This window comes from Acinetobacter sp. AOR43_HL (genome assembly GCF_027854635.1).
GTDB classification, from domain to species: domain Bacteria; phylum Pseudomonadota; class Gammaproteobacteria; order Pseudomonadales; family Moraxellaceae; genus Acinetobacter; species Acinetobacter pittii.
On record NZ_JAKTHX010000018.1, the window covers coordinates 186360 to 199651 of the forward strand.

At 39.3% G+C, this 13292-nt stretch carries 11 protein-coding genes; 5 read left to right on the forward strand and 6 right to left on the reverse strand.

Annotation, left to right across the window (positions count from 1 at the left end; translation table 11 throughout):
• Positions 1 to 53 precede the first annotated feature (53 nt).
• The 3 genes from topA to MKL33_RS07790 form a co-directional block, all read right to left on the reverse strand.
• Positions 54 to 2690 (reverse strand): type I DNA topoisomerase, encoded by a 2637-nt coding sequence (gene topA / locus MKL33_RS07780; protein WP_078224414.1) that lies wholly within the window; start codon positions 2688 to 2690, stop codon positions 54 to 56.
• A gap of 35 nt (positions 2691 to 2725) precedes the next feature.
• Positions 2726 to 3175: a hypothetical protein gene (locus MKL33_RS07785; RefSeq protein WP_005066064.1), complete on the reverse strand. Its 450-nt coding sequence runs from the start codon at positions 3173 to 3175 to the stop codon at positions 2726 to 2728.
• A gap of 148 nt (positions 3176 to 3323) precedes the next feature.
• Positions 3324 to 3701 (reverse strand): winged helix-turn-helix transcriptional regulator, encoded by a 378-nt coding sequence (locus MKL33_RS07790; RefSeq protein WP_044101283.1) that lies wholly within the window; start codon positions 3699 to 3701, stop codon positions 3324 to 3326.
• A gap of 99 nt (positions 3702 to 3800) precedes the next feature.
• Here MKL33_RS07790 and MKL33_RS07795 point away from each other — a divergent pair, with 99 nt between their 5' ends.
• Positions 3801 to 4811 carry a zinc-binding alcohol dehydrogenase family protein gene (locus MKL33_RS07795; RefSeq protein WP_270906766.1) on the forward strand — a complete coding sequence of 337 codons (1011 nt, stop codon included), beginning with the start codon at positions 3801 to 3803 and terminating at the stop codon, positions 4809 to 4811.
• Between the two features lie 54 nt (positions 4812 to 4865).
• On the opposite strand, the gene MKL33_RS07800 is transcribed toward MKL33_RS07795, so the two are convergent.
• Positions 4866 to 5111, reverse strand: a complete 246-nt coding sequence (locus MKL33_RS07800) for a SlyX family protein (RefSeq protein WP_002115104.1) — start codon at positions 5109 to 5111, stop codon at positions 4866 to 4868.
• A gap of 32 nt (positions 5112 to 5143) precedes the next feature.
• On the opposite strand from MKL33_RS07800, the gene MKL33_RS07805 reads away from it, so the two are divergent.
• Complete coding sequence (locus MKL33_RS07805; RefSeq protein ID WP_044101286.1) at positions 5144 to 7054, forward strand: ATP-binding cassette domain-containing protein; 1911 nt, start codon at positions 5144 to 5146, stop codon at positions 7052 to 7054.
• A 21-nt stretch (positions 7055 to 7075) separates the two neighbouring features.
• Here the strand turns inward: MKL33_RS07805 and MKL33_RS07810 are convergent, their stop codons facing one another.
• On the reverse strand, positions 7076 to 8083 hold the full coding sequence (locus MKL33_RS07810) for an acyltransferase family protein (protein ID WP_119684855.1): 1008 nt from the start codon (positions 8081 to 8083) through the stop codon (positions 7076 to 7078).
• A gap of 139 nt (positions 8084 to 8222) precedes the next feature.
• Here MKL33_RS07810 and MKL33_RS07815 point away from each other — a divergent pair, with 139 nt between their 5' ends.
• The 3 genes from MKL33_RS07815 (at position 8223) to MKL33_RS07825 (ending at position 11267) form a co-directional block, all read left to right on the forward strand.
• Positions 8223 to 8855, forward strand: a complete 633-nt coding sequence (locus MKL33_RS07815) for a LysE family translocator (protein ID WP_069031540.1) — start codon at positions 8223 to 8225, stop codon at positions 8853 to 8855.
• 110 nt (positions 8856 to 8965) lie between these two features.
• The gene (locus MKL33_RS07820; protein ID WP_270906767.1) at positions 8966 to 9901 is read left to right on the forward strand and encodes an LpxL/LpxP family acyltransferase; all 936 of its coding nucleotides are present in this window, start codon (positions 8966 to 8968) and stop codon (positions 9899 to 9901) included.
• 265 nt (positions 9902 to 10166) lie between these two features.
• Complete coding sequence (locus MKL33_RS07825) at positions 10167 to 11267, forward strand: glycosyltransferase family 4 protein (RefSeq protein WP_202724485.1); 1101 nt, start codon at positions 10167 to 10169, stop codon at positions 11265 to 11267.
• A gap of 55 nt (positions 11268 to 11322) precedes the next feature.
• Here MKL33_RS07825 and gltP read toward each other — a convergent pair whose 3' ends face one another.
• Positions 11323 to 12609, reverse strand: coding sequence for a glutamate/aspartate:proton symporter GltP (gltP, locus tag MKL33_RS07830; protein ID WP_075383364.1), 1287 nt, complete (start codon positions 12607 to 12609; stop codon positions 11323 to 11325).
• Between the last annotated feature and the right edge of the window lie 683 nt (positions 12610 to 13292).

The window sequence follows — 13292 nt, forward strand, 5'->3', positions numbered from 1 at the left end:
TGTTTTAGATAAAAAAAATGCTAGCTGAGCTAGCATTTTTATTGTGGACTTAATTAGCCCTCAACCCATTTACCATTTTGATAAATTAGGCTCCATTTGGTTTGTTTACCTTCTGGAGTTTCCGAGCCTACATATTGTGATTGATTCTTACGACTGAATTTCACAACTGTCGGATTACCTTCAGGGTCTACGTCTGGTGCTTGTAAAATAAATTGATATTTAGGATCAAGCTGAGCGGCAACACTACGCAATTCCGCAACTTTTGGCGCACGTGTTTCACGAATTTTCGGGAATTTACTTGCAGCCAAGAATAAACCAGCAGCACCATCACGCAACACGAAATAGTCATCATGCTTTGTTGAGCGCAAATGTTCCATTTTGATCGGTTCTACACGTGGAGGTGCAGGCTGACCGCTTTTCAAGACCTTACGAGTATTGTCACAGCTTGTACAAGCGAAATACGGACCAAAACGGCCAGTTTTAAGCTGCATTTCACCATCACATTTATCACACGGAATGGTTGGGCCATCGTAGCCTTTAATCTTGAACTCGCCTTCTTCAAGCTCAAAACCGTCACAGTCAGGGTTGTTACCACATACATGTAGTTTACGACCACCATCAATCACGTAGCTGTCCATGGCTGTGCCACATTTCGCACAACGATGTTTTGACATCAAGTCTGCGGTTTCAGCACCATCATCATCAGAAAGAGCAGCTAAGGACTCAACTGGTGTTAAGTTCAAAGTACCTTTACAACGCTCTTTAGGCGGTAAGTTATACCCAGAACAACCTAAGAACACGCCTGTTGTACCTGTACGAATCTGCATTGGACGTGAACATTCAGGACAATGTACCGCTGGCACTTCAACCGGCTGGTTGCGGCGCATACCGTGCTCGCCTTGAGCATTGGTAAGACGTTTCTTGAAGTCACCATAGAAAGTATCAAGTAACTCTTTCCAGTTACGCTCGCCTGTTGCAACTTTATCGAGCTGCCCTTCAAGGTCTGCTGTAAAGGCATAGTTCATCAAGTTATTGAAACTTTCATCAAGTCGATCTGTCACGATTTCACCCATTTTTTCGGCGAAAAGACGGCGGTTTTCCAACTTAACGTAGCCACGTTCTTGAATTGTAGAAATAATCGCTGCATAAGTCGAAGGACGACCAATACTACGTTTTTCGAGTTCTTTAACCAAAGATGCTTCAGTAAAACGTGCAGGTGGTTTAGTAAAGTGCTGACTTGGGTCTAACTTCTCTAATTTTAAAATTTCACCTACTTTAATTGCAGGCAAAATAATATCGTCATCCGACTTGTTGGCACCACGCACTCGTGTAAAACCATCAAATACAAGCGTACGGCCTTTTGCCTTCAATTCAACATTTGCAGCTTCAACCGTTAAAGTTGAAGATAAATATTCTGCTGGAGTCATTTGACATGCAACAAACTGACGCCAGATCAAATCATATAAACGCTGAGCATCACGCTCTACACCCGCAAGTTGATCACCTGTAAGTGCAACATTTGAAGGACGAATCGCTTCATGGGCTTCTTGAGCACCCGCTTTGTTACCATAGCGGTTTGGCTTCGCCGGTAAATATTTCTCACCAAATTGGCTTTCAATATGGGCACGTACCATACTTACTGCATCATCACTCAAGAAAGTTGAGTCAGTACGCATATAAGTAATAAAACCTGCTTCATATAGACGCTGTGCCAGCATCATGGTTTTCTTTACAGAAAAACCTAAACGTGTACTTGCAGCTTGTTGCAGCGTTGAAGTGATATACGGTGCGCTTGGATTTACCTTAGTCGGTTTATCTTCACGCTGTGCAACTTTATATTCAGCACCTTTTAAAACTTCCAATAAAGCATCAGTTTCAGCTTTATTTTTCAGTTTAAGGGTTTTACCAGCTTGCTTAACTGCTTCAAGACGAATGTCATCTTTCTTGGCTTGCGTGTCTGCAAAAACTTGCCAGTATTCTTCCGGAATAAAAGCACGAATTTCTCTTTCACGCTCTACAACCAGTTTCACCGCTACAGACTGTACACGACCTGCCGATAAACCACGGGCAATCTTTTCCCAAAGTAATGGTGAAACCATAAATCCAACAACACGGTCCAAGAAACGGCGTGCTTGCTGAGCATTAACTCGGTTTAAATCTAGGCGCGTAGGTTGTTTAAATGCTTCTTGAATGGCATTTTTAGTAATTTCGTTAAATACCACGCGATGATAACGACTGTCATCACCACCAATAACTTCTCTTAGGTGCCAAGCAATGGCTTCCCCTTCTCTATCCAAGTCCGTTGCGAGATAGATTGCATCGGCATCTTTGGCGAGTTTCTTTAGTTCAGCAACAACATTTTCCTTACCTGGCAGAACTTCGTAATGAGCTTCCCAACCATGTTCAGGATCGACCCCCATACGATTAACTAAAGCCTGACTGGCTTTTTGTTCTTTTTCTGCTTCAGTGAGTTTAGTCCGTGCAGCCGGCTTTTTCTCAGTTGATTTACTGCCACCTGTTGGCAAATCACGCACGTGACCTACAGAAGACTTTACAATGTATTGCGAACCCAGATATTTATTGATGGTTTTCGCTTTGGCAGGCGACTCCACAATCACTAAGGCACGTTTATGTGCAGCAGGTGCAGTAGATGCTGTGCTTTGAGATGCAGAGCGCGAGGTATTCGCCATATAAAATGTTATTCCTATACCAATAAATTTAAAAATCAGGCTTTAGCCAAGTTCAACAGATAAGCCTTCATCTCATCTAATTGTGTTGCTCTCAGGTCTGATTCCTCATCCCAATAAAGCCCTACACAGTTTGCCTGCATATCAATAGCATAAATCCCTTTTAATGCAATGGGAGAATCATTAAATTTCTCATCACCCTGAACCACTTTTAATTTGCCGTCTATAACGCGAGCACGCATTAAAGATAAACGGGCATCGGGAATCAATACACTATAATAAGCAACCATGCTGGCACGCTTTTCAGTCGCCATTGGGATATGAGTCCATTCGGGTGCAACGATTACACGTGGGTGTAAACCCATTTTACGAGCTTTATCACGCATAATACCAAGTGCCTTTTCACGTGGGCTCACTCTTAAACCAAAAATGGAGCCTAGTACGAAAAGAACAATGATAACGGTAACCCAAATTCCCATATTGTCCATAGCAAAACCTATTAATCTCTTTTATTAGAGTTGCATAAGCTGACCAGAAAACGCAAGTTTCATCATAAAAATAATGCCCGATACAGGGGCACGCTTCAAAATAATCAGACTTCACAGTGCAAATTGCGATGAGCTGACACAAATATCATTAAGGATTCGGATGGCCATTAACAAGTGTCAGCTTCCCAAATTGGTCAATATGAGCATCCCCCCACTGTTTTAAAGCAAACAGAATTTTTTCAAGACTTTGCCCTAAATCAGTCAGGCAGTATTCTACTTTAGGTGGTACCTGAGGATAGACTTCCCGATGAATAATTCCATCTTGTTCCAATTCACGTAGCTGATTTGTCAGCATTCTTTGGGTAATACTCGGAACACGCTTTCGAATTTCGTTAAACCTCAAGGTGCCTTCATTAAATAAATGCCAAAGAATGACGCATTTCCATTTTCCATCAATCAAACTAATGGCTGCTTCAACAGAACATCCCGGAGAACAATCAAAACTTGAATGTCGTACTTTTGCCATTTTACAGTATCCTTTTTGACACTATGAGCGTTATTTGTCTGTAGTCACTTATTTTAAGCTTACGTTATGATCAAACTCTCAACAAGAGGAATGATAATTATGAAAGCTGTGGCATATCAAAAAGCTGGTCCCATTACATCGCCAGAAGCACTCGTTGATATTGAACTCGATGCCCCTATTGCTGAAGGACACGATTTACTTGTTCGTGTACAAGCTGTCTCAGTAAATCCGGTAGATACTAAAATTCGAAAGAATGTAAGCCCTGAGAATAATCAGTGGAAAACTCTTGGCTGGGACGCAGTAGGTATCGTTGAAGCGATTGGAGATAGAGTTTCACAATTTAAGATTGGCGATATTGTTTGGTATGCAGGTGCTCTTAATCGTCAAGGTAGTAATAGTGAATTGCAATTGGTTGATGAACGCATCGTTGGCCATAAACCAAAAACTTTAGAAGCAACCGAGGCTGCAGCTCTCCCTTTAACTGCAATCACGGCTTGGGAAATGTTATTTGATCGCCTGCAAGTTTCAAAGAACGCGCCAGAAAACACAATAATATTAGTGATTGGTGGAGCTGGCGGTGTTGGCTCAATCACCATTCAACTTCTTAAACAGCTGACTAACCTAACAATTATTGCAACAGCTTCACGAGCAGAAACTCAAGACTGGGTTAAGCAACTTGGAGCAGATTATGTGTTGGATCATCGTCAGCCTTTAGCAGCCCAAATCAAGCAATTAGGTTTAACTGCACCTTTATATGTGTTCTCGACTACTCAAACAGATCAGCATTTAGCAGATATTGTAGAGTTGATTGCACCGCAAGGCCGTTTTGGGCTCATTGATGATCCTGAACAGTTAGATATCAAACCGTTTAAAACCAAGTCTGTATCTGTGCATTGGGAATTTATGTTTACACGTTCAATGTTCCAGACCGAAGATATGGCAAAACAAAGTGAACTATTAAATGAAGTCAGCAAGCTGGTTGATAAAGGAAAAATCAAAACAACTGTGACTGAAGTTATAAGTCCAATTAATGCTGAAAATTTAAAACGAGTTCATCAACAAATTGAAAGTGGTAAAACAAAAGGTAAGATCGTCTTACAAGGTTTTTAAACAAAATTGAAAATATTCCCAAATAAAAAGGCAAGTATCGAACTTGCCTTTTTATTAATAGTGGGGAGGTTTATTCGTTAATGGATCAAAAGGTGCAATGCCTTCTGACAAATCCGACGATTCCACACGTTGATAAAGAAATTGCATTTGTTTTTTCAAATCAGCTATTTCTTGAGTTTGAATAGCGAGTTGTTGATTTAATTGTTCAACTAAATCATCCAAAAATGTAATTCGCACTTGCAAATCTTCAATGGGTGCGGAAAATGACGCTTGATCATCATGATATGGTGGTTTAGTCATTTAAATCCTCATTTGAGATTCTGGAAAACATTATGGCCTATATTACCCTAAGGGATGTCCAACTTGCTTTTGGCGGACCTGCCCTGCTCGATGGCGCGAACTTTAATCTAGAACGTGGCGAACGAGTCTGTTTAATTGGTCGTAATGGTGAAGGTAAGTCTACTTTACTTAAACTGATCGAGGGAAGCCTATTACCGGATTCTGGTGAAGTTTCTATTCAAAATGGTTTAACTGTTTCAATGTTAGCCCAAGACGTTCCAATGGATTCAGGTAAGGTTGCTGACATTGTGGCTGATGGCGCAGGCGAAGCTGCCGAAGTACTCAGAGCTTATCATGAAGCAACTGATGCTTGTATGTTAGGAGATATGGAAGCTTGTGACCGTATGGGCAACCTACAGCATAAGCTCGACCAACTCGACGGTTGGGCACTTGAAAATAAGGTCAATGCCCTGTTAAGTAAAATGGGACTCGATCCAAATGCAGATTTGGCAGATCTTTCAGGTGGACGTAAACGCCGTGTTTTACTCGCTCGTGCTCTTTTAACGCAGCCAGACGTATTACTTCTAGACGAACCGACCAACCATCTAGATGTTGAAAGTATTGAGTGGCTAGAAAAATTTCTACTCGATCAAAATAATTTAACGCTACTATTTATTTCGCATGACCGTTCTTTTGTAGACAGTATTGCAACTCGAATTGTTGAACTTGACCGTGGCATATTACGTGGCTACGAAGGTAACTATTCACGCTATTTAGAGCTTAAAGCTCAGCAAATGGAAGCAGAAGAGAAACAAAATGCTTTATTTGATAAAAAATTAGCTGAAGAAGAGGCTTGGATTCGCCAAGGGATTAAAGCTCGTCGTACGCGTAACGAAGGCCGTGTGCGCGCCTTAAAAGCTTTACGTGAAGAATCGAAAGCCCGCCGTTCACAACAAGGCAAAGTGAGTATGGCGACTCAAGAAGCAAATCGCTCTGGTAAATTAGTATTTGATATCGAGCACTTAAGCGTATCTTATGATGATAAACCGCTTATCAAAGACTTCTCTACGCTTGTCATGCGTGGCGACCGTATTGGTCTAGTCGGCGATAACGGTGTTGGTAAAACAACGTTAATTAAAGCCATTTTAGGTGAAATTGAGCACGGTGGTTCTGTTAAGACTGGTACACAGTTAGAAGTAGCCTATTTTGATCAATTACGTAATGCCTTAGACCTTGAAAAGACAGTGATGGCAAACGTTTCAGAAGGTTCTGACTTTGTTGATGTAAATGGTAACCGCCGTCATATCTATAGCTATTTACAAGATTTCTTGTTCTCACCTGAACGTGCACGTACACCAGTAAAAGCCCTTTCTGGCGGTGAGCGTAACCGTATTTTGCTTGCTAAATTATTGCTTAAACCATCCAACCTGATTGTGATGGACGAACCAACCAATGACTTGGATATGGTGACTCTTGAACTACTTGAAGAGATGCTTTCTGAATATAAAGGCACCCTATTACTCATTTCACATGACCGTGCATTTATGGACAACGTCGTAACATCGACTTGGGTATTTGATGGTAAAGGCAATATTGCAGAGTACATTGGCGGCTACCAAGACTATTTGCAGCAACGTCCAGATGATAAAGTCGTAGACCAAAAGTCTGACGTTAAAAAAGCTCAGGCAAAAGCCGAAGCTGAAAAAGCCGCAGCACAAAGTAACGTTAAAAAAGTCAAACTGAGTTATAAAGACCAACGTGAACTTGAGCAACTTCCTGCCGAAATCGAGAAACTGGAAGTTGAACAAGCAGAGCTTTCTGACAAACTTGCAGATGGTTCATGGTTTGTCAGTAATGCCGATGAAGCAACTAAAGCAAGTCAGCGTCTCGCAGAAATTGAAGAGGTATTACTTGAAAAATTAGAACGTTGGGATGAACTTGAACAAATGAGCAAAGGCAGTTAATCAATAAAAAAGGGCTTTTAATTAAAGCCCTTTTTTTGGATTCAGAATTTCTAATAATGCCATAAAAGGTTTATAAACAAATAAAGAGATGAAGCGAATTACACGTTCAAATATCTGTAACTGCAAAACCATACAAATGAGGATCGCCAAAACAAAACTAATAAAAATATTAATCTCTAACGAATATTTAAAACTTAATTGATGAGTCAAAACAATAATTACAAAACCATGCAATATATAAACTGGCAGCGTTTTTTGGCCTAAACCGATCCAAGGTCGTTTAAAATTTTGAGTGAGTACAAATAAACTCAAAGCACCCATAGCCGATAACAACATAATTACACTGCGAATCAATATTCCCTGCCATAGATCTACATGTAATTGAAAATATGACAAACTGCCAAATAACCAGTAATAACTATAATGACTTATAGCGGCTACAGCAGTAATGATTAATAATGTGCTAACAGCAAATAACTTTGCATAAGGCAACTGCGGAATATACTGAAAAATGGTTTTACCATAGATCGCCCCTGCCATAAAAAAGGGTAAAAAAACAAAAATTCGACCAATCGAATAGCTATAATTATTGATGGGTGAACATCCAATAAGTAAAGCTAAAACTATTGAAAACAAAACTGGATATGCCGTCTTTTTTAGAAAAAAAGCTAAAAACGTCCAAGCCACCATGCCAAATAAATACCATAACACCCAATAAGGCTTAGCAAACCATACCAAATGAAATGACCAATTCCATAAAGTTCCGTTATAAAAAGCATCAAGCAATTGGAATAAAAGTTGAAATGGCAAATACAACGATAAAAAGTAAATTAACTTTTCTAGGGTTTTCTCTTCTTTAAAAAACATGCCCGATATAAAAATAAAAGCTGGCATATGAACAAAGTAAATACTCCCTAAAATCGCTTGATTTAGAGGTTCGTTCCAGCCAATTAACCTTTCAAGGTAATGACCTAATACAACCAGAAAAATTAAGACACCTTTTGTGGCATCGATATGGAGATTTCTCATAAATTTCTATGAATTCAGGATATTCATATCATACTGAATTATTCTTATTTTTTAATTCAAAAAGACAATAAATAAAGTTTCGCTGTATACAAAATAATTATGTTATATCTACCAATATAATAATATTCGAGTATTTTTCATGCTAGATCTTTCTCAAATTTTAGCATTCGGATTAATCTGCTTGGCGATGGTGCTTACCCCTGGCCCAAACATGATTTACCTTATTTCTCGTTCAATTTGCCAAGGAAAAACGGCGGGATTTATTTCACTCGCCGGTGTTGGCGTTGGCTTTGTATTTTATATGCTTTGCGCTTCTTTCGGGATTACAGCGCTTATTATCGCAGTCCCTTATGCTTATGACACTATACGCATTGCAGGGGCAATTTATTTACTCTGGCTAGCATGGAAAGCACTACGTCCCAATGCATCCCCTATTTTTGATGTAAAACAATTATCAGTAGACTCTCCAGCTAAACTATTTTTAATGGGTTTCGCTACAAATCTACTTAATCCTAAAATTGCGATTATGTATTTATCGTTATTGCCACAGTTTATTCACCCACAACAAGGCAGTATTTTATGGCAATCCATTCAGCTCGGTACTATTCAAATTTTTGTTAGCGTCTCGGTAAATGCTCTGATTGTGCTTTCTGCGGGTGGCATTGCCCTTTTTCTTCAACAAAAACCCCTTTGGGCAAATATACAACGTTGGCTTATGGGAACGGTACTAGCTGGGCTTGCTGTTCGTATTCTTTTAGAAAATCGCCGATAACCGCGTTTCACTTCCTCATCTTAACCGCTCAATTCAACAGTGTATTACGACGATAAATTCAGTTCGTGATACACTTTTGCCAGTTTTAATTTTGAATTCTTTATATCGTTATGAGCCAAAAGCAGACTTATACGCCCGGTGAATTTCAATGGTCCTTTTTATTGCCTAAATATTGGGGTATTTGGATTGCCATTGTTTTTTTAATGCTTTTGGCTATTTTGCCGTGGGCAATTCAGTGGCGTCTGGCTCATGGCTTAGCAAATCTGGCTTGGAAATATTTAAAATCTCGCCGAAAAACGACTATTCGTAATTTAGAAGTTTGCTTTCCTGAATGGTCAGCCGAAAAAGTACAGCAACAAGCTAAGCGAGTTTTTGTGGATATGATGCTTGGTGTGTTTGAGACACTAAACGCATGGTATAAGCCTTACTGGTTTAAAAACCGTGTCACCATTGAAGGCTTAGAACACATTACCAATGCCCAAGCTCAAGGCAAAGGGGTTTTATTATTGGGTACTCATAGTACGCTTCTTGATGCGGGTGGCTATGTTTGTGCTCAATATTTCGAACCAGATGTTGTGTACCGCCCTCAAAATAATCCATTGCTCGATATGCTGATTTATCGTTGCCGTGGCACCATTTATAAAGCACAAATCGACCATGATGATATGCGTGGTTTAATTCGCCACCTTAAAGATGGTGATGCAATTTGGTATAGCCCTGATCAAGACTTCGGACTCAAGCAAGGCGTTATGGCACCATTCTTTGGTGTGCCAGCGGCCACAGTAACTGCTCACCGTCGTTTATTAAAAATCTCTAAGGCAGTTGCAGTCCCTTTATATTTTTATCGTCACGGTGATATTAAGAACCCGAAATATCATGTTCTGATTGAACCTGCGGTAGATAATATGCCAAGTGAAGATGAAGTCGATGATGCAACTCGAGTTAATAAAATTATTGAAAATCAGCTTCGCATTGCACCAACTCAATATATGTGGTTCCACCGCCGATTTAAGACACGTCCTGAGGGATATGAAGAGATTTATTAAGATAAAGCTGTAATGATTTTAAATTGATGACAGACACAGCCTTAATTTAAAGTGAAATTCAAATACTATCGAATAGGAAGACCTTACTTTTCAAGGATAAAAAGTAAGCAAAAATCCTTTGTTCCGCTGATGTTACTTCCTTGTAACACAGCGAAACAGCGACATCCATGTCGCTAGCACGATAGTAAATTCCGGATAATGATTTAGTTTGAAATGATGTATCTATAGATGGTCCATCTTTTATGAATGTATAAGGCAAAAAACAATGAAAGTGATGCAACTTCTCCCAGAACTCAATAGCGGTGGCGTAGAACGCGGCACGCTAGAAATTGCACGCGCACTTGTTGCACATGGCCATCAATCTCTGGTTGTGTCTAATGGCGGACGATTAGTGTCTCAACTTGAAGCTGAAGGTTCTATTCACTTAACGCTGCCTATTCATAAAAAATCACTTTCAAGCTTGTGGCAAATTCGTCCTTTACGCCGGCTGATTGAACAGCATCAACCTGATATTGTTCATGTGCGCTCTCGTGTACCAGCTTGGCTTACTCACTTTGCCTTAAGAAAAATACCTGCAAACAAACGCCCTCACCTCATTAGCACTGTACATGGTTTCTATTCAGTTAATCGTTATAGTGCGATTATGACTCAAGCTGAAAAAGTGATTGCTGTTTCTGACAGCGTGGTTAAATATATCACTGACCATTATAAAAACTGTCCACCGCAAGATATTGTGCGAATTTATCGGGGCATTGACCCTGCCGCTTTTCCACATAATTACCAGCCCTCAGCACAGTGGTTTAACCAAGTTTTTAATGACTTTCCTGAGCTTGAAAATAAGTTTTTACTTTGCTTACCTGGTCGTATTACACGCTTAAAGGGGCATGAAAGTTTAATTGAACTGATGCAGCAACTTCAGACGCAGTATCCTCAGCTACATGTGGTTGTTGTCGGCGGTGCTGATGCCAAAAAGCAAGCCTACTTAAGTGAATTACAAAGTACCATTCAAAGCAAAGGACTCACAGATAAAATTACCTTCGTAGGACATCGCTCAGATATTCGGGAATGGCTCGCTTTTAGCGATATTGTGCTCTCTCTATCCAATCAAGCAGAAACATTCGGTAGAACAGCCTTAGAAGCGCTTTCAGTGGGTACACCAGTCATTGGCTGGAACCGTGGCGGTGTTGCCGAGATTTTATCGAATGTATACCCCCAAGGTCTTGTTGAAGCAGAAAATGAAAAAGCCTTAATCGAGACTGTAAAAAATCATATTGAACAACCTCAAATCGTTGCTCCTGTCACTATGTTTAGCTTAAAAGATATGTGTGATCAAACACTAGAACTATACCAACGCGTTTTGAAATAACCCAATAAAAAACCCGCAATATTCGCGGGTTTTTTACAACTAAAAGAAAGCCATCTTATTTAAATGTTGCTTCATAAGCGGCAGCTTTTTCAGAGTCGTATTGTTTTTCCCATTTACTGATTACAAGTACAGCAAGTGCGTTACCAACAACGTTCAACGCAGTACGAGCCATATCCATAATACGGTCAACACCAGCAATAAATGCTAAGCCTTCTACAGGAATACCAACACTACCTAATGTCGCTAATAACACAACAAATGATACGCCAGGAACACCAGCAATACCCTTAGAAGTAATCATTAATGTTACAACCAAAATAACTTGTTGGCTGATTGACATTTCAATACCGTAAAGCTGTGCAATAAAGATTGCAGCGATACTTTGGTAAAGCGTAGAACCATCAAGGTTAAATGAATAACCAGTTGGAATCACAAAGCTGGAAATTGCTTTTGGCGCACCGTAAGCTTCCATTTTTTGCATAATACGCGGTAATACTGTTTCCGAGCTTGCAGTTGAATATGCCAAAATCAATTCATCTTTTAAAATCTTAAACAAGATAAAGATGTTGATTCCAAACATTTTTGCAGTCAAACCAAGCACAACAAATGCAAAGAAGAAGATTGCACCGTAAACCAATACAACTAATTTACCTAATGGAATAAGTGAAGCAAAACCGAAGTTTGCAACAGTTACAGCGATTAAACCAAATACACCCACTGGTGCATATTTCATGATGATGTGCGTTACGCGGAACATCGTTTCTGAAACTGCATGAAATACGTTTAGTAATGGGTCTTTAGTGGTTGCTGGTAAAGAAGATAAACCAATACCAAATAGCACAGCAAAGAAAATCACAGGTAACATTTCGCCATGCGCCATTGAACTAATAATGTTCGTTGGGATAAGCGATAATATTGTTTGAATTAAACCATGTGACTGAGACTGAACTTCTTCAGTTGTATGCTTGTACTGAGAAATATCCGACTGTACCAACTGAGACATATCAATGCCTGAGCCCGGATGGAAGATATTTGCCGCAACCAAGCCAACCAAAATAGCAATAGTCGTAATAATTTCAAAATAGAGAATGGTTTTAAAACCAAGTCGCCCTAAACTTTTCGTACTGCCAACACCTGCAATACCTAAAATCAAGGTAGAGAAAACGATTGGAATAACAATCATTTTAATCAGGCTAATAAAGATCTTACCAAGTGGTGTAAGAACATTATTCACAATACTGTCTTTGATTTCAGGCTGGTTATGTAAAACAGCCCCGACAACTATCCCTAGGATTAAAGCAATTAAAATTTGCCAAGCAAGGCTAAATTTAAAATTCTTCATAAGACAATCCTTATGCACCGCAAAGTATCAAATATGAGAGGGAGAAGAACACTAACTAAGAGTGAAACCTCAACATGTACAGTAATTTCCAAACAGAAATTTAAATGTACAAACAAATCACAACCCGCCGATCCGGCGAAGTAAAAAACAATGCCTGTTGACGATCCAACATGTCAACGATCGGCACATTCTATTGAGATTTATTAATTAAACAACCCCAATTTATCTTTAAATAAATTAAAGCCTATATTTATTCATCAATAATCTATAAAAACAAAAACTTAGATAAAAAAAATTTTGTATCTTTTTTCATTAAAAATTGCGCACATGTACATGAAAATTTATGAAGGCTTAACGCGAATTAAATAGATTTTAAAAATAAGATAATCTTGGAAATATTTATTTGATTTACAATAAATTTAATAAGGTATATAAAAATATCAACCCGAGTTCTGCGTCCTGCAAAACTCGGGTAAATGAGGTTGTGCTTTCAGGTTAATAATTATTTTTATCGTTTCCGTTCCAACATCTGATCCGTGATGCTATTCCATATCAGCGTTGTGTATCCTTACTTGGGACTATCCATTCCCGGTTCCGTGTGCCGATGAATGTAGAATAAGGTTTTTATAACCCTCTGCCTATTCGCCCTAGACTCAAATCTTTGTACGATATTGCTTACATCA

Bases quoted from the DNA above. Each gene is read 5' to 3' on its own strand.
- topA (WP_078224414.1), bottom strand. From the start codon at position 2,690: ATGGCGAATACCTCGCGCTCTGCATCTCAAAGCACAGCATCTACTGCA.
- MKL33_RS07785 (WP_005066064.1), bottom strand. From the start codon at position 3,175: ATGGACAATATGGGAATTTGGGTTACCGTTATCATTGTTCTTTTCGTA.
- MKL33_RS07790 (WP_044101283.1), bottom strand. From the start codon at position 3,701: ATGGCAAAAGTACGACATTCAAGTTTTGATTGTTCTCCGGGATGTTCT.
- MKL33_RS07795 (WP_270906766.1), top strand. From the start codon at position 3,801: ATGAAAGCTGTGGCATATCAAAAAGCTGGTCCCATTACATCGCCAGAA.
- MKL33_RS07800 (WP_002115104.1), bottom strand. From the start codon at position 5,111: ATGACTAAACCACCATATCATGATGATCAAGCGTCATTTTCCGCACCC.
- MKL33_RS07805 (WP_044101286.1), top strand. From the start codon at position 5,144: ATGGCCTATATTACCCTAAGGGATGTCCAACTTGCTTTTGGCGGACCT.
- MKL33_RS07810 (WP_119684855.1), bottom strand. From the start codon at position 8,083: ATGAGAAATCTCCATATCGATGCCACAAAAGGTGTCTTAATTTTTCTG.
- MKL33_RS07815 (WP_069031540.1), top strand. From the start codon at position 8,223: ATGCTAGATCTTTCTCAAATTTTAGCATTCGGATTAATCTGCTTGGCG.
- MKL33_RS07820 (WP_270906767.1), top strand. From the start codon at position 8,966: ATGAGCCAAAAGCAGACTTATACGCCCGGTGAATTTCAATGGTCCTTT.
- MKL33_RS07825 (WP_202724485.1), top strand. From the start codon at position 10,167: ATGAAAGTGATGCAACTTCTCCCAGAACTCAATAGCGGTGGCGTAGAA.
- gltP (WP_075383364.1), bottom strand. From the start codon at position 12,609: ATGAAGAATTTTAAATTTAGCCTTGCTTGGCAAATTTTAATTGCTTTA.